Genomic DNA, 22,887 nt, shown 5'->3' with positions numbered 1-22,887 from the left:
GTCACGCCGCCTCCGGAACGCAGGCGAGGCTTTCTACCTCGCGGAAAATATCCCCGTACAGCCGGTATATCACCCGCGCGCTGTGGACGATGGCCGCCTGATCCCGCGCGTCTTCAATGCGATCCATCAGGCCGCGGAAAAACTCTACATGGCCCACATCCAGGGCGCCGTGGGAGCGCAGATAGCTGAACGCCGCATTCGGCAATTCCAGAGACTCCTGGATCGCACCGGCGGCCGAGTCCGCGAGCTGGATACTGGTGCCTTCGAGTACATTGACCATGCCAAAAAAGCCGAGCGGATTACCGCGCGCGATGGTGTCGTAGGCGTAGGCCACCATCAGCTCGGTACTCAGGTTCGGGCGGCTACGACGCACGGCATCGGCATCGGCACCGCAGGCCGCGATGTCATTCAGGATCCACTCCTGATGGCCGGTCTCCTCTTCGATGTACTCAGCCAGCGCCACCCGCAACCACTCCTGGCTTTCGCCCAGGCGCGCACCACAGGCCATCATCAAGGGCACGGTGTGTTTTACATGGTGGTAGGCCTGTGACAGGAAGCCGACGTATTCCTCAAGGCGTATCTCGCCGCGCGCGCCCCGCTGGATCAGCGGCACACTGAGCAGTGAATGGCGCTGGCTTTCAGTCTGCGCTTGTAACTGGGCATAAAAACTCATCAGGCAACTCCCGGGTTCAGGTGGTCAGACGAAGGATTGAGTGGGGATTCACTTCCCGGCTCGAAATAAAGTGCATGGATCAGATCGCCGAATTGCGTCGCTATGCGCTCGCGCCGGGGCCGGCCGTTCGCAGTCAGTAACCCCTCGGCAAAACCGAGGGGCCTTGGAAGTGGCGCCCAGCGCTGTACGCGCGCGTAGTCCGGGAGGCTGCGATTGAGTTCACCCAGCCATTGATCTATCTGCGCCGGCGCGCTGCCGGGCATGGGAAAAATCAGCGCACTGCAATAAGGCTGGGCATCCCCCACTACCACACACTGCAGTACCAGTGGTGACTGCAGTACTTCGCTCTCGATCCACTCCGGGGAAATATTGCGGCCGTAGGCGCTGATCAGGATGTTCTTGCTGCGCCCGGTGATGTGTACAAAACCTGCGGCATCCACCTCCCCCAGATCGCCGGTGGCCAGCCACTCGTGCTGCACCTCATCACTGCCGAGGTAACCGAGGTAGCGCGGACCGCGGACATGGATCTCACCTTTACGCACCGAGATTTCGCAGTGCGGCAGCGGCCGCCCCGCCGCGCCCAGGCAATCGGAACCGGGCAGGTTCAATGCCACCACGGAGCCACATTCCGACAGCCCGTAGCCTTCATACACGGGCAGGCCGTGGCAGCGCGCAGCGCGCAGTAATTCCGGTGCCACTTTGCCGCCACCCACGGCGACAAACCGCAGGGAGTCCGGGGGCAGCCAACCTTGCTGGATCTGCCCGAGCAACGCTTTCAGCATTTGCGGCAGCAGTATCAGGCTGTGGGGCGCCTGCTCGCTGATGCAATGGCAGAGTTTCGCCACATCCAGCTGTGAGCTGCCCCCCAGGCCGAGGGCACCAAGCCCCGGTACCAGCAGCGTGCCGCCCAGCAGCCAGCAGGTGTAAGCGCCGGCCACGTTTTCCAGTAGCGTGGCCAGGGGCAGCACGCACAGGTGCCGCTCCACACCGAGCTCGGCAAACGACACCGCCAGGGCCTCCGCGGTGGACAGCTGGGTTTCCGCTGACAGACAGACTCCGCGCGGTGTCCCGGTGGAACCGGAGGTAAAGGTAATCTTTGCCGTACCCTGTGGCAGAGCCGGCGCGCCACCGGCGTCTACCTCGAGCAATGCCAGACCGGCCAGCTCTCCGCTCACAAGTCCAACTTCAGCCAGCGCGGTAAAGCGGGCGCAGTCGTCAGTCAGCAGTGCCTGCATCCCGCTTTCGCGCAGGGTATGGCTTAGCTGTCCGGCGGAAAAGAACCCCGGCAGTGGCACCGACACCACGCCGGCAAGCTGGCAGGCAAGATCCAGCAGCAGCCATGCGGCACCGTTGTCCGCATGCAGACCGAGTACGGTGATCTCACGCCGGCGCAATTCCGCGGCCAGCTGCTCCACCTCTTCAATCAGCCCGCCATAGGTGGAACCGCCGTGCTCGCCCAACAGGGCAATCTGCTCGCCATTGTTGCGCGCGTGGCGGCGCAGGATTTCGATCAGTTGCATGACGTGCTTCCTCGCAGAATCGGCGCAAATGCTTCGGCCTGTGGCCGACACGCCTCGAGCAGCTCATTGACCAGGGGGCGCTGCAGTAGCCGTTCGCGCTCAGCTGCGACATTGATCGCGGTGACTACTGGCCGGGTATCGTAATAAGTACCCCAGTCAGCCAATGCGGTCCCCAGCCTCGCACCGTCAGCGCGGCACAGGGACAGCTGGTTATCGGTGAGTTTTTGCAGGAGCCGGTGTACTTCGGGGGTAGCAGTGAAGATCGCCCAGGAGAGGTCAGCCGCAACCATAAGCTCGGCGAGCATCAGGAACAGCATGCGGCTGCTGCCGCGCGCACTGGAAACCAGGTTGCCGATCTCGACGACCTGGGCGCGCGCCACTGGCATGCCGGCGGCGGCACTCAGGCGGGATTCCACGGGTTCATCGAGATATTGCTCAAGAAACAGCGTGCCGCTGTCTGCCCGCCGCAGGCCCAGGGCGGAACGGAAATCTCCCCCCTCCCCATACGCGAGCAGCAACGGCAGGAAACTCTTCACATTGGCGCCGTATGCATCGGCAAAACAGTGGGCGATATAGCACTCAAGCGCCAGCCGCTCACCGTCTGCGGTATTCGTCAGCTGGAATCCCGCGCGCCCGGCACGGCTGATGACCGCACTGTAACGGCTGGAAACTTCCTGTGATCCCGGGGTTTTCAAAACTTCCACTGCCTGTCTCCTTACCTGAGCCACTGACATCGAAGCTCGCGGTGGGTTATTGGATATGAGGCAGTGTATGGGGGGGAAATTAAGGGAAACTTAAGGTTTTAGGGAGGACGTCGGTTAAGGCTACCTGCATCTTCCTCCACGCACCGCCGTGGCTAGTGAAGCAGACGCCACTTCGTCGCAAAAGACCTCACTAAAACTTGCGCATCCCCTGCTTTTTATCGAATATCGATGGCACTCATAAGAACGTAAATCCGATCCATACCGGATCGATAAAACAATAAGCTCGCCTAACCGCTTACAGGGAATCAGAATGATGACGAAGGCACCTGCCAATAAATTTCAGTTCAAATTGCTGTGTGTCGCACTTCTGTCGACCTCCCTGGCGGCATGCGGGGGCGGGGGTTCTGGAGGTGGCGGCTCCAGTTCGTCCTCGAGCAGCAGCTCGAGCAGTTCATCCAGTTCCGGAGGAAGTAGCTCGAGCTCAGGCGGGAGCTCTTCCAGTTCAAGCAGCAGCTCGTCTGGCGGCTCTTCAAGCAGCTCTGGCGGACTGCAGAACTCCGCCCCGGTGATTTCCAGCCTTCGAATTTCACCAGCCCAAGCCTTTACCGACTCAACTCTGACAGCCGATCTTAACGCAGAAGATGCTGACGGTGACCCACTCGCCAGGAGCTACGTCTGGACTGTCAACGGCGAGGAAATAGAAGGAGAGATCTATTACTACCTGCAAAGCCATTACTTTGTCAGCGGCGACCGGGTACAGGTAACCGCTACGGTGAGCGATGGCATCGAGACCATTTCCCGCACGACCGAAACCACCATCCAGAACTCTCCACCCATAATCCAGGAGTTCACGCTTTCACCCGAAGAGGCATTTACCAATACAGACGTCACTGCCGTCGCAGATACCTTCGACGCCGATGGCCAGCCATTGACCACCAGTTATAGCTGGTTGGTAAACAATGAACCGATGGAAGATATCACCGGCGATACCTTGTCTTCGGAGCACTTCGTCAAAGGCGACACCATAACAGTGACCGTGGAAGTCAGCGATGGGGGGCAGAAAGCATTCCAGACAAACTCGATCATCGTCAGCGACAGCCCCGGAGCCATCACGGCTACCGGGGTACCGGAAACAGTACAATACGGGCAGCCAGTCTCATTTTCACTCAGTGCCGAAGACCCCGATGGCGACGATATCGTCTTTAAATTTAATGCGCGCCCCAACGGCATGCAGATTGATGAGGATGGTAACGTTACCTGGACACCTACCGGCCCTATGTTCGACACCCATCAGGACGTCTATTGGGAAGTGGATCTGATTCAGGACGTTCCCGGCAATCCTGCGGGCAGCAACATCCGCGTAGTTGACGAAAGTCGCCAGCCGCCACTGGCACGCAGTGGAATCGTTTTCGAAAACAACCTGAATGATGCACTTGCGCACGGCGACTTCGATGGTGACGGCGCAGAAGAATTATTGGTTACCGATAAAAACCAGCGCCTTTTCACCATTGGTTACAACGGCAGCGATTACATCCAGGAATGGATGTATCCCTATGCGCTGACAGGATCCGACGGAAATATCAGCAGTATTGCCGCTGCAGATATTGATGGCGATGATGTAGACGAAATTTTTGTTGGCTTAACCAATGATGAGTACTATTCAAACCAGGCAGATGCTTATACCGAGATATTGATCATCGATGGTCGCAGCGGCCGCTTGCGGAATTTTATCGGTGTCAACGCAGCGTCAATAAAAAGTATTGAAATTGCAGACGTAAATAACGATAACAATCCGGAAATTGTGTATCTTGCTAACTCCGACCGCTACTCATCGAGCGCACAGAAGCTCGAAGTCCGATCCACCAGCAGCGGATTCAGTTTACTCTGGCAGTCTTCGCCACTGGCCGCACAGTCCGATCTCGCCATCGGCGATACCGATGGTGATGGTGTGCAGGAAATTGTTTTATCCGGCGGCTACATATTCGGCCATAACGGTACAAACTATGCCAATGAGTGGCTATTTGGTGACGGATTCGGCAACTACATCCGTGTAGGCGACATTGACGGTGACAATATCAGTGAAATCATAGGCCAGTCCAACATCGGCGAGCGCTATCTGAAGGTATTCGACGCAGTCAACAAATCCATAAAGACACAAATCGAGGAATACTTCTCCGATGTCACACTCACCGATATCGATAGCGATGGCAGCGCGGAAATGCTCGCACTACCCGCCTACAGCAGTGAGGCCCGCCTGTACTCATTCGATCTCGCAGGCACGCAGCAATTCACAACCGACTGGACGCTGGCGATACCCAATAGCGCCACGAAAGCTGTCATTGCCGATACCGATGGCGACAGCCAATTGGAATTCGTCGCACTAAGTAACTATCGGGATCACATTGTTGTGGCGAGTGAAAAGCCCGGCATCGAAATCGAGTGGCAGTCAGATAGTCTCTACGATATTTCCGGTGCATTCACTGGCGGGGAGTTTGCGACCTTCAATGGTAAAGGTGACAGGCTCGTGTTTTTCGGCAGCGCCAGCTCATATACACCTACATACACATCGGGTAATCGCGCCATCCAGATGGATCCCTTGAATGGAGCGCTGGAATGGTCGACACCACTGACCGGCTATTCAGGCAACTTCGACGGCACACTCAGCGATCTGGGCCAGGATGGAACTATTGAATTACTGTTCGCTTCCAGCAGGACACCTTCGGTATACAGTTTTTTCTCGGAGTCCATTATCTGGAGTGCCCCGCAAATGACTTACTCCGCACAGAAGGTTGCAAAAGGCAAGATCAACTCTGATCAGGACGATGACTTCGTCATCCTGAGCTCAAGTGGCGACGTAAATGCCTACGACCCGAAGAATCAGGTTCTGCTGTGGGGAATTGACCGCGAAAGTGGAAATAGCCTGGCTGTTGCTGACCTCGATGGCAACGACAAGGATCAGGTCATTGCCGGCAACTACAAAACTGTTACGGTTTACCTGCCGGGAGACGGCGAAGCAACCCAGCAATTTACTCAGAGCCTGGAAAATATCGCGTTAGCGATTAAAGACGCGGATAAATCTGTGCAGCTTGCAAACGCAAGCATCCAGGACATTGTCACCGGTGACATTGACAACGACGGCAAGCTTGAAGTCATCCTGAGTGCCACCTATTACTCCGACAGAAGCTGGATAGTGGTGCTGAATCACGACCTAAGTTTCCGCAGCGCGTCCGAGATTGAAGGCACCATTCAAAACATGATCGTACAGGATTACGGATCCGGCAATCGCAATATCCTGTTAAACATAAACGACAACTATTACTACAATTCCCGCAGCCAGTTTGTCGAAATTGACTCGACCACTGGCAAAACAGTTTCCAAATCACCCTACATGCTGTTCATGCAGTCGCAGAACAGTATGCACTGGGTGGATATCAATGGTGACGACGTCCCGGAATTGAGTTATGGCACCTACTACTCAATCAATGTAACCCGCTAGGAAAATTTCGTACCGACCAATCGGAAAAGGGGTGCTTGGCACCCCTTTTTTCTTTCAACCACATATAACTACATTAAAACCTTAAACCTTACGCCCCATAGTTCCAGCACCCGGAAACTACTGAGCAATCAAGTTAAAAGTCATGCTTTGATCATTCACCCTGAGCCTGAAGCTGCCAGAAACCGCCGTGTAGATATCGGATCCACCCTGCTCCAATACACCATCCCCATTGCCATCACCGTAGCTTTCTGACCAGTCGGCATTCACATCGAACTTGAAGCGCTGATTTGGCTGTCCGTCAAAGTTCACCTCCAGCTCCCAAGCGTGATCCGCCACCAGAGTCATGGCCGCGCTGCCCCAGCTGTTTGGCGTGCCGCGGAAATATAGTGAGGGCAACCTGGACTGGTAATCAGTGCAATCAACACAACTGAGCTGATAGGCCAGTGTCTGGTCATTGACCTGCACCTGATAGGTACCGCTTACCGAGGTATAGATATCACCTCCCCCAAACTCCAGTGAGCCATCGCCATTGGTGTCGCCATAGTTCTGGCTCCAGTCCCCTGAGATATCGAACTTGAAACGCTGATCGGCGCTGCCATCAAACACAATGACTGCCTGCCAGGTGTTGTCAGCAACCAGAGTCATCGAATGGGTGCCCCAGGCATTCGGCGTGCCGCGAAAGTTCAGGCTGGCAAAATTAGAGGCAAATCCCTCTTGCGGATTGGTCACGGTAACAGTGGCCGTAACGCTGTCGGAAAGCCCGTCGTTATCCGTCACAGTAACCGTTTCGGAATAGGTACCTGCGCTGGTGTAGCTCAATTGCCTGGTCATACCCGCCCCACCACTACTCCAGGTGTAGGAAACAATGCTGCCATCGCTGTCGCTGGAACCGCTGGCATCCAGCGACAACACCTCATTGACCGCTATCGTGGAGGCCACAGGCGTGACACTGGCCGTCGGTGGTTGGGGCTGTACACCGGCCGGTATCAGGCTGAAGGTCATGCTCTGATCATTCACCTCCAGCAGATAGTTGCCCACGGCCTGCGTATATATGTCGGCACCAGCCTGTTCCAGTACACCGTCGGCACCGTCATCACCATAGTTCTCGGCCCAGTCTGCGTTGACGTCCAGCTTGAAGCGCTGATCCGCCTGGCCATCGAAGGCAATCTGGATCTGCCAGGTGTTGTCGGCCACCAATTCCATTGGCGACGCCCCCCAGCCGTTGGCAGTACCGCGGAAGTACAGTTGCGGAAAATTCTGCTTCACGCAGTCGTTGCAGGGTGTATCAAGCGCTCCGCCGTGAATGGCCGCCGCGGAATTGGCAGCCACGGAAAAGTTTGCATAGCCATTGCTGTCGACCGCAATTGATACCCCGCTGCAGGCCTCTTCACCGGCGAGTACGTTGCAGTAATTACCCGCAGGGAGCCCTGTGTACAGGGTCTGGTTGAGCGTGCCACTTTCATTGTTGATGACCACAAAACCTTTATTACCGCGGCCGAAAGCAATCTGGTTATTGCCATTGTCCCACCAGTTGGACACGGCCGTGCCATCCACAAAATTCCGGAAGCCCACCATATTCGCAATGTTGCCCCAGCGGTGCTGGCAGACCCAGGCACTGCTTGTGCAGTCCTGTGGACCTGTTGCAGGTGGGCCTATATCCGTATCGGTAAATACATATCCAGACATAACCTTTGGATAACCGTACGGATGCGCGAGCATAAACACGTTGGCAAGATTGTAGAGGGGCCCGTCCTTGTACGTCAGGTTGCCGCCGCCGCCATGGCCACGCTCGCGGTCATGGTTATCGATAAAGTGGACTGCTTTCCCCGAAGGCAGCAGCCCCCAGCCTTCTCCGATACTGGCCAGGTCTTTGATCTGCCCGTTGAAGTTACTCGCGACATCGGTACCGTATTTGAACTCGGTCACATGCCCGAGAAAGGTGTAGTTGCCAGGCTGGATTGCCGCCGCTTCCCCGGCCGCACCGATTACTTCGGAAAATACCCAGGGGTTCCCGGCCTTAGCGAGTATCGCCTGCAGGTCGCCTGGGGCCATATGTTTCACGGCATCGATGCGGAAGCCATCCACACCCAGAGATTTCAATTTATTGAAATAGGCAGCGAGAGTGTCCTGCACGTAAGCTGATCCGGTATTCAGGTCCGGCAGGCCGCTTAGCCGGCAATTCCACACGTGGTTTGCATCGTTGTAATTGTTAATGGTGCAGTTCGAGTGGTAGTCCTGTGGTGAAAATTCAGGATGATTGGTAACGCTCCAGGGTGTTCCCCCCCAGCCCGTTCCACCCTGAGCCCAGGCGGCCGTATGGTTGATCACCATATCCGCATACACCTTCACGCCGGCCGCATGACAACGCTGAATCATGCTCGCCAACTCAGCCTCGCTGCCACTACGACTGTTGAGATTGGCGTAGGTTACCGGCTGGTAGCGCGCCCACCAGGTATCCAGGCTGATATGCTCCTGTGGTGGGGAAATCTGAACCGCATCAAACCCTTTAGGCCCCAGGAAGTTTTCACACTCGCTGGCTATGTCATTCCAGCGCCATTCAAACAGGTGAACGAATGCCGTGCCGGCACGGACATGAACACTGGAAAAGACAAGTATCAGGCAGGTAAGTGCCCGCAATCCGTAGCGGCTGTATAAGAGAAAATTTTTCATCGCTTTGTACCATTATTATTAACATCTTTATTTTCATCCGAAATGCGGTACTTCATTGATTCGGATAACACCAGCCTAATGAAGCAGCGTGCAGCCTCACATCCTCCCTCTATTGGGCGTAGCAGAATTCGGTGACAAAGATCAAATCTCGATTGGGTAGCTTCACGATTTTTCGGCCGACCTTTTTCAGGACAAAAAAAACCGGTATCAGTACACGCCTGATACCGGCCAATCTTTCGACGAAGAAAGAGACGGGGTCACTTGCAGCTTGCGCTGCAAATTCTTAAGGACCGAACCCAAAATTCAGCCCTGCTTTCTCTTCGGAGGCTACCCTCCGCAATCAGTTCACAGTGCCACAATGTCGTTGGTGCGGACTTCGCCCAGCAGCACTATGTCAAAGTTACTAATGAGACGGACTTTCCCGTTTTCAACCCGGGCCTCGATGCCGGAATAGTAGTCCCGCAGCAGTGTGCCATCGGTGAACATACCATGCGTATCAATCAGCTTCTCGCCGGCGGGTACGTTCAGCGCAACCAGAACCTGGTCATCCGCCAGAGTGCGTGAAAATGCATAGGGTTTGTCCGCCAGCTTTTTATGCACACCGGCACCGACGGCTTTGTGCGCCTTGCGGAACTGCCCCAGCTTCTGCCAATGGGCAAGAATTTCCTGGGTGTCAGCTTTCTTCAGGCTGTCCCAGTCCATCGGCACGCGCATCGCGGCATCACCAAAGGCCTGCTCATCCGTCATCGGCCGTGCGATTTCATCGCCGTAGTATATCTGCGCGGCACCGGGAGCCAGCATGAGCTTCAGGGCTGCCAGTTTTACCTGCTTGCGCTCGCGGTCAAAGGAGTTGTGATCATCGTGGGAACCGAGGTAATTCAGCACTGCGGCATCCTTCAGGTCGCCCTCGTGCAGGATGCTCGAGTAGCGGCTGAACAGGCTTTCCATATCGTCACTTGCGTGGGACGGGAAGCCCATATTGATCAGGCTGTCAAAGCCGTGCGCAAAGAAGTCTACCTGGCGGTCGCCGTAATCGTACAGGCGGCCCTTGCTGTTGGAGAAATCATCCAGACCGTAGTTATACACTTCCCCCACCATAAAGAAGGGGCGGTCGTCGATTTTCTTCGCCGGATGGGCGGCCTTCCACTGCGCCAGGGCCAGCTCGGATTCCTTTTTCAGAATGGCCCAGATTTCCGGCTCGGTATGCTTGACCGTATCCACACGGAAACCGTCCACTCCATATTCCCGCACCCAGTCAGTCAGCCACTTCACGATGTAGTACTTCGGCGCCCGCGGGTAGCCGGTGCGCTGGAAGAACGCATCCAGTTCGGCCTGCTCTTGTTCGAGGCGACCTTCCCGCTGCCATTTTTCCGTCAGCTGCGGTGGCAGAGCAACCGGCTCCTCGCTCTCGGTGAGGATATCGGTGAGATTCGGGTGAATGGCACAGGTGACATTTTCCGCAAAGCTCGACCAGTCACACACCGGGTCGGTACGCACCCAGTCTGCCGGCCACACCGGATCCTGCTCGGTAACCGGGCCGGTATGGTTGATGATGGCATCGAGCAGGACGCGAATACCGCGCTCATGCGCCAGTTCGATCAGGCGTGCCAGATCCGCTTCGGTACCAAAGTTCGCATCGACGGCGGTCCAGTCTTTCGGCCAGTAGCCGTGGAAAGCGTAGGTGCGCTTGTCGGCTTCATCGGCGCCGTGAATGTTCTCGATGACCGGTGCCATCCAGATGGCATCCACGCCCAGGTCTTCAAAGTAGCCGGCTTCAAGCTTTTCAATGACACCCTGCAGGTCACCACCGAAGAAGCCGCGCATGTGCGCCGCATCCGCCTTGCGGCCGTAGGCGAGGTCATTGGCCGGTTCGCCGTTGTTGAAACGGTCCGGAAGCATGAAATAGACAGTCGCGTTGTTCCAGAAGGGGTCATTGACTTGGGTCAATGCGGCCTCGGGCATTTCTGGCGAAGATACCGCGGAATCCATTGCCCCCAATTGATCCGCGCCACCCTTGGAACAGGCGGCCACGGCCAGTGCGGCAACAATGCCGGCAATTTTTCTCATTATGTTCTCTCCGTCGTTATGGAACGGTCATCACTGGAGCCTACTGTACCCAGCTCGGGGCGGGTTACATCCTCCCGATCCGGGGCGTAGATGAAAAAAACAGCAACCGGTGGTAGGCTTGACCGCCTAGTCGACACCTGTTGCCGCAGGCGGTTTGTGCGGTTGAGAGAACACGGAAAGAACACATCGGGGAAGCCAAGTTCCCCCCGCTATTAAGGAGTGACCATGCAAGAAAAACCTGTCGTATTCGTCGTAGTTGACCCCAACGATGACAAGCACGTGGCGCTGGAACGCGCCCTGACCACCGCCCGCGAGCGCAACCCGCAGCCCAAGCTGGCGGTTTTCGTGGCTGTTGATGGCGAGGCTGTAGACACCCGCGCGGTGAACGACCACCTGTTCCGCGACGAATACTGGTTCCGCGACCAGATTCGCAAGCCGATTGAAGAAGCCGGCGTCGAGTTCGAAATCACCGTGTGCTGGTCCAGCGACTGGCAGGCGGCGATCATCCAGGAATCCAAGCGCTACAACGCGGAAATGATCTACCTGCCGGTACACGCGAAGACCAGCCGCCGCTTCACCTTTGCAGAATCCAAGTGGCAGGTGCTCAAGCATGCCAAATGCCCCGTGGTCCTGATCCGTCCCGGCGCCAAGGATCGCCGCAAGGTGGTACTCGCCACGGTCAACTACCAGGCCAAAACCACCCAGCAGCGCCAGCTCAACCGCCAGATTACCGAGCGCGCCGGCTATATTGCCGAATGCTACGGTGCGGAGCTGCACCTGGTGAATGCCTTCCTCGATTCCATGCTGTACCCGGATCGCGGCCAACTGGCCAAACTGGCAGAAAAAACTGGCGTACCTACCGATCGCATCCATGTGAAGCAGGGATATACCAACGAGGTGGTTGCCGAGATCGCCAAGGAAATCAATGCGGACGTGGTGGTGATGGGTACCCTGAACCAGTACGGGGAAACCGGCTCGCTGCTGCGCGGCAATACTGCCGAGCGGGTAATCGGCTCGCTGGATATCGACGTAATGGTGTGTAACGCCTTTACCAGTACTGCGCACTAAGTCACTGTGTGAATAGCCCCGCACCTGCGGGGCTTTTGGATGATTCCACGCGCCTCTGAGGTCAATTGTGGGATAAATAGGCCTCATGCGGCGGCAACTGCTCTACCGTTCCCTGGATCAGGGTCTTCAGGCTTCCCATCAGATCCTTCATCTGGCCTTCGTTCAGGCCATCGGCAATCACATGATGGTCTTGCGGCAAAATGCCCTGACCGATCATCACCTGCTGCCAGGCAATTTCGGTAAACAGGTCGTCGTAATCCCGGAAGACCTTGCCCGTGCTGCGGAAAAGCTCCATTTTTTCCCGCAGGGAATCCGGCACCGACATGTCTTCACATTGCCGCCAGAAATCGCTGTCGCGACGCTGGTTGGCCTTGTAATGCAGGATAATGAAATCCCGGATACGCTCCATTTCTACCCGTGACTGGCGATTGAACTCCGCCACTTCTTCCTGGCGAATCCCGCGATGTGGAAAACATTTGACCAGACGCGTCGCCGCAGACTGCACCAGATGAATGGAGGTACTTTCCAGTGGCTCCAGAAAACCACTGGCAAGGCCGAGGCTCACCACGTTCTTGCACCACTGCTCGCGACGATGGCCGGTGCGGAACGGAATAATCCGCGGCTCCGACAGAGCCTCACCCGGGAGGTTACCAAACAGAACTTCATGTGCCTGTTCATCGCTCCAGTGTTCACTTGAATAAACCAGGCCATTGCCAGTCCGGTGCTGTAGCGGTATCTGCCACTGCCAGCCACACGCATGGGCAATAGAACGGGTGTAAGGCGGTATCCGCTCAGGCGAGCAGCTGGGCACGGCCATGGCGCGATCGCACGGCAACCACTGCTGCCAGCTTTCGTATTCACTGCCCACGGCTTTTTCGATCAGCAGGCCAACAAACCCGGAACAGTCCACGAACAGGTCACCTTCGACAACCTGCCCGCTCTCCAGCAGCAGATTCTCTATAAAGCCAGTGTCACTGTTCTGGCGCACGTCACACACCTTGCCCTCGATACGCTTCACGCCGCGCCCCTCGGCAACGCGCCGCAGATACCGGGCGTAGAGTCCCGCATCAAAGTGGTAGGCGTAAGAGATACCCGGCAGGTTGGTATTGGGGATATTGGCAAGCGGGGCGAACTTGTTATTCATCGCCGCCTGATAATTCAGCGAGTAGTCCCAGTAACTGTCGGCACCGCCCTGCTCGCGATTGCGCAGCCAGAAATGATGAAAATCGCAAAACGGAAAATTCTTGCCGATGCTTCCGAAGGCGTGCATGTAGTGCTCGCCCTGGCGAGACCAGTTTTCAAACTGGATCCCCAGCTTGATACTGCCCTTGGTTTGTTTCAGGAATTCTTTTTCGTCCAGGCCAAGTGCCTGGTTGAAGTTCACGATGGGCGGAATTGTCGCCTCACCTACGCCGACGGTGCCTATCTGATCCGATTCCACCAGCGTGATATTGACCACTTTGCCCAACACCTTGGACATCAGCGCTGCGGTCATCCAGCCAGCTGTTCCGCCGCCGAGAATAACCAGGTTTTTTATTGTTGTGTCCTGCACAGTCTGCACCTCCATCAACTTTGCCGTGGCTTGCGCTCACTGTAGACCACATAGCCCTGGCAACAACAAAAAAAGCCCTTGTAACCGGGAGATTACAAGGGCTTTTCAGTACTACTCAGGCGGGATTACAGCTTGTAGCTGAAACCCAGCAGGTAGGTCTTGCCGTAACTCTGGTAGTCACGAACCTGCAGCGCGTTATCACCGCTCAGGGTGGTGAACGGCTCGTCGGTCAGGTTAATGCCTTGCAGGAATACAGACAGACCTTCCAGACCAGAGACACCGGACTCGCCAAAGTCGTAGCCCAGCTGGGCGTCAACAATGGTTTCACCCACTACGTCCACCTGGTCGATGTTGAAACCAACACCGTACACTTCACCTTTGAAGTCAGAGCGCTTGCGCACGCTGGTACGGGCGGAGAAGCCGTGGTTGTCGTAGTAGAAGGTCAGGTTCTGGATGCTGTCAGACAGGCCCGGCAGCTCGTATTTATTACCGTTGAGATCCTTGATATCGGAGCTAACGCCAGTGTGGCTCGCCAGCAGGCCGAATCCATCCAGGCTTTCGCTCAGGATATTGAACGGCAGTGACACAGACAGCTCGTAACCCTGCAGGGTGCCGCCGCCGCCGTTCACTTTACTGTAACGGGTCGCATTGGAGGACACGCCGTCCGGAATCAGCGCAGAGCTCAGATCCAGCACCTCGGAAACATCCACCTGGTAGTTGTCATCGAAGTGCCAGGAATCCAGGTCTTTCCAGAACAGTGCGACAGAGTAGTAACCCTCTTCGCTGAAATAGTTCTCGTAGGACAGATCCAGACCCACTGCTTCCTTCGGCTCAAGATAGGGGTTGCCGCCTTCAATCTTGAAGTTGTTGCCATTGGCGTCCGGGGTGTCGGAGTACGAGAAGTTTACGGAGGAGTTCATCTCGTCCATGCGCGCGCGAGAAATGGTTTTCGCCGCACCGAAACGCAGGGTCTGGCTTTCGTTGAGTTCCAGCACCAGGTTCATGCTGGGCAGCAGGTGGCCGTAGTCGTGCTTAACGTTAGACGCTTCGGCAACCACCAGGTTGTTCTCAACCTTGCCGGTGTAGCCCTTGGAATTTACCTGGGTGTGCACGTAGCGCAGGCCGATATTACCGCTCAGCGGCAGGCCGGCGACTTCGGTTTCCAGGCCGGCCTGGGCAAAGGCTGCGGTCACTTCTTCGCTGATATCGTAAGACTTGGTCAGGTGCTTGATATCGGTCAGGGCTTCGTCGGTCAGCTCGTAGAAACCGTCTTTCAGCATGCCCGCCGCATCATAGGCAATCATGTCGCCCATGCCGATGAAGTCGAGAGAGACACTGCCCAGACGGTACTCTTCCGGTACGACCATAGTGCCCGGGAAGTTGTCGAGGGTCATGAAGTAACCCTGGGAGCGTTTCACCTTCTGGCGGTCACGGTAGGAAACACCGTAGGAAACTTCGTTGACGATACCGGCTTCAACGATCTGGGTTGCCGCCAGTTTCAGGGAGCTCAGCTCGTCGTCAATTTCCGGCGCATTCAGGAAGCCGTCCTGCGCGGTATTCTGCAGCGGGGTACCTGCCAGGTTGTACTTGTCGTTCAGCGCCTGGCTGCCACCCCAGCTCAGGGGGCCGCCCAACTGGATCAGGTTCCAGTCGCTGTAATCCAGGCCATGCTGGAACTTGGCACCGGTGTTGCCACCGTCAAAGATGTAGCTCAGGTTATCGGCTACACCGCCGTTGTCGCCACGGCCAGTGCCGGAGTAGCTTTCGAAACTCCAGATGTCGCGCTCAACTTTAGAGTGGCTGGCGTCGAATTCCAGCTGCAGGTCATCGCTGAAGTCGTACTTGGTGTTGAAACCGAAGGACTTCATTTCCGCTGCGCGGGTTTCCAGGTCGTTGCGCACTACTACGCGCTGGCCATCGGTGTTGCCGCTGGTGATGAAGCCGCTTGCGTCGTCGATCGCGTTTGGCGAGAGGGCGCCCTGCCCCCATGCGAATGGAACCTCGATACCGCGCAGGATTTTCTCGTCGGAGAAGTCCACGTACAGGGCGTCGAAAGTGGCATTCAGTTTTTCGTTAGGCTGCAATTCTACCACCAGCATGGCGCTGTCGCGCTCAAGCACGGAGGAGCGAACAAACGGCTTGGCGCCGCCCAGCATGGAACCTACCAGTTCGTGAGGGATCGTCTCGATGACTTCGTCAGCATCGTTTTTGATTTCAGTTTTGTCGCTGGTGGTGTAGCCGCCTTGCGGGTTGAGGAATACGTTTGCGTATCCCCAGGTCTGCCAGCGCTCTTCCTGGTTCGGGGAGCTCATGGTGTTGTAGGCAAAAGCCACACCAATGGTGTCGTCCGCAAACTGGTCTACGTAAGAGAAGGTGCCGCGGTGGCCCTGGTCTTCACCGTCCGGGTTCAGCTTGTCAAAGCTGGTCTGCTCCAGCTGGCCGTTGAACTGCACTACGCGCTCGCCGCGCTCCAGCGGCTTCACGGTCTGCATGTCGATGACACCGGCGATACCTTCCGCTTCCAGGTTGGCAGACGGAGTCTTGTAAACGGTCACACCGCTCATGATTTCGGAGGGGTACAGGTCGAATTCCACACCGCGGTTGTCGGAAATGGATACCTGTTCGCGACCGTTGAAGGTGGTCGCACTTTCATTTTCACCAAAGCCACGAATGGTCACGCGGCTTGCACGTCCGTCCAGGCGCTGGGTCGCCAGGCCCGGCAAGCGGGAGATAGCTTCAGCGATGGAGGAGTCAGGCAGTTTGCCAATATCTTCTGCGGAGATGGCTTCTACAACGGACTTCGAATCGCGCTTGGTGTCGATCGAGTCCATCACGCTCTTGCGGAAACCGGTAACCGTAAGTTCTTCCAGCGCAGTAGCACCATCTTCCTGCGCATATACACCGACAGAGGACACGGACGCAGCAATAGCTACGGACAGCATCGCCGGCCGAAAACGTTTGTTAGTCAGACTCATCATCTTCTCCCTTGGACTTATCGTTATGGTGAGTACCGCCATCCTAGGCGTACCCCAAGTCCATATCCTCCACCCCCTGGGGGGGAGGAGGGGGAGAATCCGCCAGACAGAAAGGGGGGAAGTCCGGCCACGCACCAAAGGCGGGCGATTATAGCGGAAGATCGTTTTTTGACCAGAGCGAACAAAAAATATTCGCCCGATTTTACGGCGGAGGGTAAATCAGTGCTCCAGCCAGGCCGCGGCACCGATCAGGGCGGGATATCCGGCCTTGAGCACCTCCACACGAACGCCCTGCAACCATTCGCCCAAGCGCCCCTTGGTAACAAAGCGCTGCTCGAATGCGCTTTCCGGCAGCAGCGACTCGATCCGCGGCAGCACGCCGCCACCGAGGAATACACCACCGCGCGCCACATAATAAAGGGCGGCATCACCGGCGGCGCTGCCGAGGAAGTTGAGGAAATCGATCAGGGTTTCGCGGCACAGTGGATCCGAGCCATCGAGGCCACGGCTGCTGACATCCGGCGGCGTCAGGTCTTCCGCCGGGCGGCCGTGCAGCGCACACACCGCGCGGTACAGGTTCACCAGGCCGCCACCGCTCAGCACATATTCGTTGTAAACCGGCAGCTGGGTGCGCGCGAGGATCTGCAGCAGCTCCAGTTCCCGCTCGCTGCCGGCAGACAGGTTGGCGTGGCCACCCTCCCCCGGCACCACGCGGTAGGTACCGCCATCGTGAACCAGTGCGGCAACCCCAAGCCCGGTGCCCGGGCCCAGTACCACCATGGGGCCATTCGGGGTGGCCGGCACGTCCCGCAGCGCCCACTTGTCTTCTTCCGCGAGGCGCGGCAGGGAGAGCGCCAGCGCCGCAAAATCATTCACCACCAGCGCGCGATCCAGTTCCAGGCGCGCACAAAGTTCCTCGGCGCGGATTTCCCAGCCCAGGTTGGTCATGGTCACGCGACCACCCTCGGGCGTCTTTTCGACCGGACCGGCCACCGCGATGCAGGCCTGCTTGGGACGCGGCTGATCCAGGCCGTCGAGCCACTGCCCCAGCGCCGCATAAAAATCCGGGAATCTGGCACAGTTCACCACCTGAATGGCCTCCAGCCGATATCCGCCGTCCTGGGGATGGGCAATGGCGAAGCGGGCGTTGGTACCGCCGATGTCCGCAACGATTCTGGTCATGACACTGTCCTTTTCACTTTCCTTTATTGGGCAACCACGCTCGACAAAACGCTGGAACCCTACGGTTCCAGCCTCTGAAAAACGGCGCTATAAGTTAATGACTTGCCGCAGAAAACTCCAGCCCTAGCGGGGGGTGGCAGTCACAAATATGGGGGGAGGAGAGCCCGGCGATAACCTGATGGCGTTCCACTTCCTGTCCTTACCTTAGTGGGCATAACCTGGTGAGCGCAAATCTTGGCGCAAAGCGGCGCGGGCAAGTTTGAGGCAAAAAAATACCGGCAGAAATCTGCCGGTCCAGCCAAGTAATACGGGACAAACCCGCGTAGCGGGGGAAGAGAGATGATGTCGGGTTGCCAGCGCAGCAATGCAGCGGTGCCCCAGGACTCCCACAGAGACTCCCATTCACCGCGCCATTACAGGCAACATCCGATGGCCGCGAGTATCCTGAAAAGCCAAGCCCCTTTCGCCCCACTTTGCCACTTCACGCAAACTGGGCGTGCCATATCCTGCGCGACACAGTCCCACAAGTGGCGCCACAATCCGTGGCACCACGCGCTAAGCGCTCCAGAGGAAAGATCAGGGCCCGACGCTGCGGATGCGCAGCCAGTTGATGTTCCAGCCCCCGGCCGCCGCGTAAACCCCCAGGTTGAATGGCCCTGCCGGCATCTGCACCGTATGCTGCACCGTGACCCAGTTTTGCCAGCCACCGGTAACCGGGACATCCAGCTCACCGAGCACCGTCGCTCCCGCATTCATGTCCAGCACCAGGTGACCACCTGCCGATTCACTCGCCACCCGGTATTCCACCTGGTAGCTGCCGGCGGCCGGAATCTGCACATCCGCGTAGGCGAGCCAGTCGCCGGCATCGATCCAGCCCACGTTGACGCCGCCACCGGCATCTGCGGTCGGCTCTGTCTGCACCCCGGCCATAAAGTCGTAATCCTCGGCCTCGATGGTGAGATCGAAGCCGTTGCCGCCGCTGCCGCCACTACTGCCGCCACCGCTACTGCCACTGACACCATCAACCGACATCTGCCCGGCGGGCACACTGAAGCTGGTGCCGTCGGAAAAGTGCACGGTGCGCGCGCTATTGCCGAAGTTGTACGCAAGGTAGGTTTTCTCGCCGTTATTGTCGAACGCCAGCGCCGCCGGGTAATCCGCACTCAGGCTGCCACTGCCGCTGGCGAGATGCCCCAGGGCTTTATAGGTGTGGATCCAGTGATAGGTGTGCGCCTTGCTCTCGCCCTCTTCCGGGGTGTAATTCAAGTTGACGGTGTTGAAGTCCGCTACGGCCGCAGCACCGTCAGTCATGGCCCAGATATTCCACCACACATCCCGCCAGTGTCCGTCCGGCAATCCCGACGGTTTGCCATTGCTGGATTCCCCACTCATGCCCAGGCTGACATAGTCGTTCAGGTAGGCCGGGTGTTGGCCGATGTGCAGTACCAGCGGCGACAGCGGCAGACCCTGGATGCCGAGGATGTGCGCATAGGCACCGCTGAACCAGGTGGAGAATACGTGCCCGTTGCCCCAGATGATCGAGGTGGTCATCCGGGTGTAATCGGCAAAGAAGTTGTCGTAGTCACCACCGAGGCCGCGGTACCGGTCCAGGTTGTTCCAGTACTCCCAGTAGGCGGCGGTGGATGAAGCGTGCAGGTACATGCCCCGGTTGACGAGGTCGTCGTTGCCGGTAATCAGGCCGTAGAGAATGATCGCACCATAGGCGTTGGCCGCTTCGGAGGTGGATTCGTTGTTGTTGCCGAGCACAAAGTTCGCGTGCCCGGAAGCCCATGAAAACCCATTCGCCGGATCGAAATTGCGCAGATACGGGAACATTCCGTCCCCGCGGCCACCGGCGTAATCGCGAATCAGCATTTCCACCATCGGCCCCCACGCCGACGCGGAGCACCAGCCTGCATCCACCCGGCAGATTTCCGCCGCCGCGCGCACGAAGTAACCGTAGTGAAAGTGGTGGTCATTCAGCTGCTGCTGTGCGCCAAAGGATTCATCAAAGCCCAGCAGGGTGTTCCACTCGCTGTCGTAGACGAAGTATTTGTTGAGATCCAGGCCACCGGAGGTATCCGCGCGGAACCAGTCTTCCAGCTCGCCTTTCAGCCAGTTGATCAGCTGATCCGCCTCGGCTGTCATGCCGTGGCTGCGGGCGATGGCCGCCAGCTCGGCCACCTTTCCGTAGTTCTTGCCGGACCAGTAGGTATCGGTGTGGGTATTCCACTGCGACGCCCCCTGCTGCACATAGTCCTGCACCAGCTGCTGCAGCGTCTGCGTATCGTAGTCGCCGATGCCCTCGGGGAAATACGGCAGTACCCCCACAAACGGCAGCTGGTAACTGAACTGGCTGGTGGCCGCGAACTGCACCACCCCACGCGCGCTGCGCGCCTTGTACCCGGAAAGCGGCTGCGCCGAATTCTTCCAGTGCAGCGGCTGCAGACCGGCCAGGGTATTTACCGGCGCGCCCTGGTAGCGGTATTGATGGGAGATGTTGACCGAGTTATTCCCGCGGTCGACGCTGTAGCCGATAAACACCTCGTCCACCGGCTGCATCGCGTATTGGGCAAAATACTGCCGCGTGCCCGGATCCGGTACCCCGCTGACCGGCAGCCAGGCCAGTGTCAGCCGGCTGCTGCCGGACAGCGCGATTTCGGCGGAATTCGGATTGAGGAACTGGGTACTGCCATCGCCCACCGCAAGGAAGTAATTGCGCACGCCGGCCACATCAGTCCACACCCCGAGGCTGTTGCCATCGGTGTGGTAGATGCCCTTTTCCCCGCTGTCGGCGGCCTTGGTTCGTAATACCAGGTTGCCGGCAAAGGCCTCGAAGTACACGAAGGGCGAGCCATACACAAACGTGGCTTCCATGACTGGGGTCGTACCTGAGCGCCATTGCACGGTCACGCTGCCATCACTGTAATCCTTGAGGTAGGCATCCATATTGGCGAAGGCCGTGTTGCCCACGGCGATACCGTCAAACACCTCGCTGAATGGATCCGGTATCTGGTAGATCGTCTGGTTACCCACCGTCTGCAGGCCAGACGGAATCGCCAGCACCCGTGCACCGCGGTTGCTGATGCGCGCAGTCACCGGATCCGGGGTGATATAGGCGGAGTCGGCAGAATCACCGACCGTCATTTCACCGAGAAAGGAAACCGAGCCCCACCAGCGATGGGTCATCGTGGGCTGGTTACTGGCCGGCGGCACCAGCTGTGGGTGGCGCGGTATCGGCGCGCCGATGGGATTGCAGGAACTGACGCCCGGCTCGACTACCCCGGCATTGTGAATCCAGGTACCGTAGTCGACCACGCAACCGTAACCGGCTGGATTGATGGTATCGCTGACATTGCCTGCGCCGTAACTCGTGAAGCCAGCGTGCGCCAGCGACGCGCAACACAGCGCTGCGCCCAGGCAAAGCCTGGACAGTGTGTTCATCACTTTCATTGTTTCCTACCATTTCCGTTATTTTTATTTGGCACTCCTGTATCAGTACTGTATTACCTGTACTGTCCGGAAAATGGTGGCCTGAGGGTCATATCCAGTCGCCCCACTTTCGCTCACGGTGCAAACTGGGGCTCGCGGAACGGCGGATTCGCAGAATACTTCACAGTCATGGCGCGGCAATGCTTGCCCGAGCCGGCATAGAAACCTCCTACGGGCGGGCAATTTCTCCTATACTGCGCAGCCTGACGAATAAAAATAATAAAAAAGCCGTTAAAGAGTCCGATCTGACGATGCAGAGATGAAAGCCTACATATTCAATATTCCCGATGTCGTGCTGTTGATGACCGCCGCCGAGTGCCTGCTGCTGGCCATCTTCCACACCATATTGCCCAAGCGCGGACGCGATGACGGCCGGCTCCTGACCGCTTTCCTGCTGATTATTGCCGTTGTATCCAGCCTGACGCTGGTGCTCTGGAACGACCAGTTCACCCTGTCGCCCTGGTTTGAACAGTCGCTGGTGCCCTACCTGCTGCTCTCTGCACAGCTGCTGAAAGGGCCGGCGATCTACCTGTATTTCAGTTCGCTGACCAAGAAGAGCTTCGCGCTCAATCGCAAACACGCCCTGCACCTGATTCCCGTGGGACTGCTGATCCTGGCACTGGCGGTACTGGGCGTAACCAGCGCAGACCTGCGACACCTGAGCACCGGCACGGCCAGTGCACCCGCCGAATACGCCATCGAGTGGATCTGGGATTTTGCCTGCCTGGTGCCCTTCTGTTATGCAATTGCATCCTTGCGTCTGGTGCGCCGCTATCGCAAAGAGCTGCAGGATGAGTATTCGGATTTTTCCGAAGTGGAGCTCCACTGGCTGTCGGCGCTGACCTGGGGCTTACTGCTGTCCTGGGGCTGGACCCTGCTCACACACATCGTGGCCAAGTTCTCCAGCAGTGTGGTGTCGGACTATATGGGCATCGCCGACAACTATGTCACGTTCATTCTGATCAATGCGTTCTTCGCCTACAGCCTGACGTACGCCCACCAGCTGCTGGACACCAAGCCGGAGGAGAGCCGCGAGCCGGTCAGCGAAGACGAGCCCTCGGAGCCCGCCATTGCCAAGGTGCGCAATGCGATGGAAAGCGAGCGGATCTACCTGAAGAAAAATTTGAACCTGGAACAGTTCTCCGAGCGCATCGACCTGCCGGCGAAAGAAGTGTCCTCGGTGATCAACAAACACTTCGGAACCAATTTCTTTGAGTTCGTGAATTCGTACCGCGTGGAAGCCGCCAAGGCGCTGCTGGCGGATCCGGAGAAGTCCGATATGACGGTACTGGATGTATTGCTGGAATCCGGTTTCAACAGCAAATCGGCTTTCCACCGTTTCTTCAGCCGTTTGGTAGGCATGTCGCCTACGGAGTACCGCAAGCGCGCAGCGGCTGGCACCCTTGATGAAGACCCTACTGGCTCTTAATCAGATATTGCCAACACAAGTTCTCCCAAAAACTGTTCGTTGAAGCTTAGTTATGGGAG

Annotated in this window: 12 protein-coding genes; 3 read left to right on the top strand and 9 right to left on the bottom strand. The window is 57.6% G+C overall.

The features are described from left to right. Position 1: 1 nt before the first annotated feature. The 3 genes from ACNKU7_RS16360 to ACNKU7_RS16350 are packed head-to-tail and all read right to left on the bottom strand — an operon-like array spanning position 2 to position 2,897. Entirely contained in the window at positions 2-673 is a 672-nt protein-coding gene (locus ACNKU7_RS16360; protein WP_418298078.1) for a TenA family transcriptional regulator, read from the bottom strand. Further along, positions 673-2,193, bottom strand: coding sequence for an AMP-binding protein (locus ACNKU7_RS16355; RefSeq protein ID WP_418298077.1), 1,521 nt, complete (start codon positions 2,191-2,193; stop codon positions 673-675). Before ACNKU7_RS16355 ends, ACNKU7_RS16360 begins: the two co-directional genes overlap by 1 nt. Beyond that, positions 2,184-2,897 carry a thermostable hemolysin gene (locus ACNKU7_RS16350; RefSeq protein WP_418298076.1) on the bottom strand — a complete coding sequence of 238 codons (714 nt, stop codon included), beginning with the start codon at positions 2,895-2,897 and terminating at the stop codon, positions 2,184-2,186. The genes ACNKU7_RS16355 and ACNKU7_RS16350 overlap by 10 nt, the downstream gene beginning before the upstream one ends. A gap of 565 nt (positions 2,898-3,462) precedes the next feature. Between ACNKU7_RS16350 and ACNKU7_RS16345 the strand changes: the two genes are divergently transcribed. Then, a complete protein-coding gene (locus tag ACNKU7_RS16345) occupies positions 3,463-6,393 on the top strand; it encodes an FG-GAP repeat domain-containing protein (RefSeq protein ID WP_418298075.1) in 2,931 nt (976 codons plus the stop codon). A 117-nt stretch (positions 6,394-6,510) separates the two neighbouring features. Here ACNKU7_RS16345 and ACNKU7_RS16340 read toward each other — a convergent pair whose 3' ends face one another. Then, the gene (locus ACNKU7_RS16340) at positions 6,511-9,063 is read right to left on the bottom strand and encodes an alpha amylase C-terminal domain-containing protein (RefSeq protein WP_418298074.1); all 2,553 of its coding nucleotides are present in this window, start codon (positions 9,061-9,063) and stop codon (positions 6,511-6,513) included. 345 nt (positions 9,064-9,408) lie between these two features. Beyond that, positions 9,409-11,130 carry an alpha-amylase family glycosyl hydrolase gene (locus ACNKU7_RS16335; RefSeq protein ID WP_418298073.1) on the bottom strand — a complete coding sequence of 574 codons (1,722 nt, stop codon included), beginning with the start codon at positions 11,128-11,130 and terminating at the stop codon, positions 9,409-9,411. A gap of 225 nt (positions 11,131-11,355) precedes the next feature. On the opposite strand from ACNKU7_RS16335, the gene ACNKU7_RS16330 reads away from it, so the two are divergent. Then, positions 11,356-12,198, top strand: coding sequence for a universal stress protein (locus ACNKU7_RS16330; RefSeq protein WP_418298072.1), 843 nt, complete (start codon positions 11,356-11,358; stop codon positions 12,196-12,198). Positions 12,199-12,259: 61 nt separating this feature from the next. On the opposite strand, the gene ACNKU7_RS16325 is transcribed toward ACNKU7_RS16330, so the two are convergent. The 4 genes from ACNKU7_RS16325 to ACNKU7_RS16310 form a co-directional block, all read right to left on the bottom strand. Continuing rightward, on the bottom strand, positions 12,260-13,750 hold the full coding sequence (locus tag ACNKU7_RS16325) for a tryptophan halogenase family protein (protein ID WP_418298071.1): 1,491 nt from the start codon (positions 13,748-13,750) through the stop codon (positions 12,260-12,262). Positions 13,751-13,875: 125 nt separating this feature from the next. Then, positions 13,876-16,725: a TonB-dependent receptor gene (locus ACNKU7_RS16320; protein WP_418298070.1), complete on the bottom strand. Its 2,850-nt coding sequence runs from the start codon at positions 16,723-16,725 to the stop codon at positions 13,876-13,878. A gap of 219 nt (positions 16,726-16,944) precedes the next feature. Then, entirely contained in the window at positions 16,945-17,907 is a 963-nt protein-coding gene (gene glk / locus ACNKU7_RS16315) for a glucokinase (RefSeq protein WP_418298069.1), read from the bottom strand. A gap of 576 nt (positions 17,908-18,483) precedes the next feature. Then, positions 18,484-21,360, bottom strand: coding sequence for a glycosyl hydrolase (locus tag ACNKU7_RS16310; RefSeq protein ID WP_418298068.1), 2,877 nt, complete (start codon positions 21,358-21,360; stop codon positions 18,484-18,486). 298 nt (positions 21,361-21,658) lie between these two features. On the opposite strand from ACNKU7_RS16310, the gene ACNKU7_RS16305 reads away from it, so the two are divergent. Beyond that, the gene (locus ACNKU7_RS16305; protein ID WP_418298067.1) at positions 21,659-22,828 is read left to right on the top strand and encodes a helix-turn-helix domain-containing protein; all 1,170 of its coding nucleotides are present in this window, start codon (positions 21,659-21,661) and stop codon (positions 22,826-22,828) included. Positions 22,829-22,887 lie beyond the last annotated feature (59 nt).

The sequence above is a fragment of the Microbulbifer weihaiensis genome, from assembly GCF_048323715.1.
In the GTDB taxonomy this organism is placed as follows: domain Bacteria; phylum Pseudomonadota; class Gammaproteobacteria; order Pseudomonadales; family Cellvibrionaceae; genus Microbulbifer.
This window is presented reverse-complemented; position numbering and strand designations above follow the sequence as displayed.

Excerpts from the sequence above, each read along its gene's own strand:
- ACNKU7_RS16360 (WP_418298078.1), bottom strand. The coding sequence starts at position 673 with ATGAGTTTTTATGCCCAGTTACAAGCGCAGACTGAAAGCCAGCGCCAT.
- ACNKU7_RS16355 (WP_418298077.1), bottom strand. The coding sequence starts at position 2,193 with ATGCAACTGATCGAAATCCTGCGCCGCCACGCGCGCAACAATGGCGAG.
- ACNKU7_RS16340 (WP_418298074.1), bottom strand. The coding sequence starts at position 9,063 with ATGAAAAATTTTCTCTTATACAGCCGCTACGGATTGCGGGCACTTACC.
- ACNKU7_RS16335 (WP_418298073.1), bottom strand. The coding sequence starts at position 11,130 with ATGAGAAAAATTGCCGGCATTGTTGCCGCACTGGCCGTGGCCGCCTGT.
- ACNKU7_RS16330 (WP_418298072.1), top strand. The coding sequence starts at position 11,356 with ATGCAAGAAAAACCTGTCGTATTCGTCGTAGTTGACCCCAACGATGAC.
- ACNKU7_RS16320 (WP_418298070.1), bottom strand. The coding sequence starts at position 16,725 with ATGAGTCTGACTAACAAACGTTTTCGGCCGGCGATGCTGTCCGTAGCT.
- glk (WP_418298069.1), bottom strand. The coding sequence starts at position 17,907 with ATGACCAGAATCGTTGCGGACATCGGCGGTACCAACGCCCGCTTCGCC.
- ACNKU7_RS16310 (WP_418298068.1), bottom strand. The coding sequence starts at position 21,360 with ATGAAAGTGATGAACACACTGTCCAGGCTTTGCCTGGGCGCAGCGCTG.
- ACNKU7_RS16305 (WP_418298067.1), top strand. The coding sequence starts at position 21,659 with ATGAAAGCCTACATATTCAATATTCCCGATGTCGTGCTGTTGATGACC.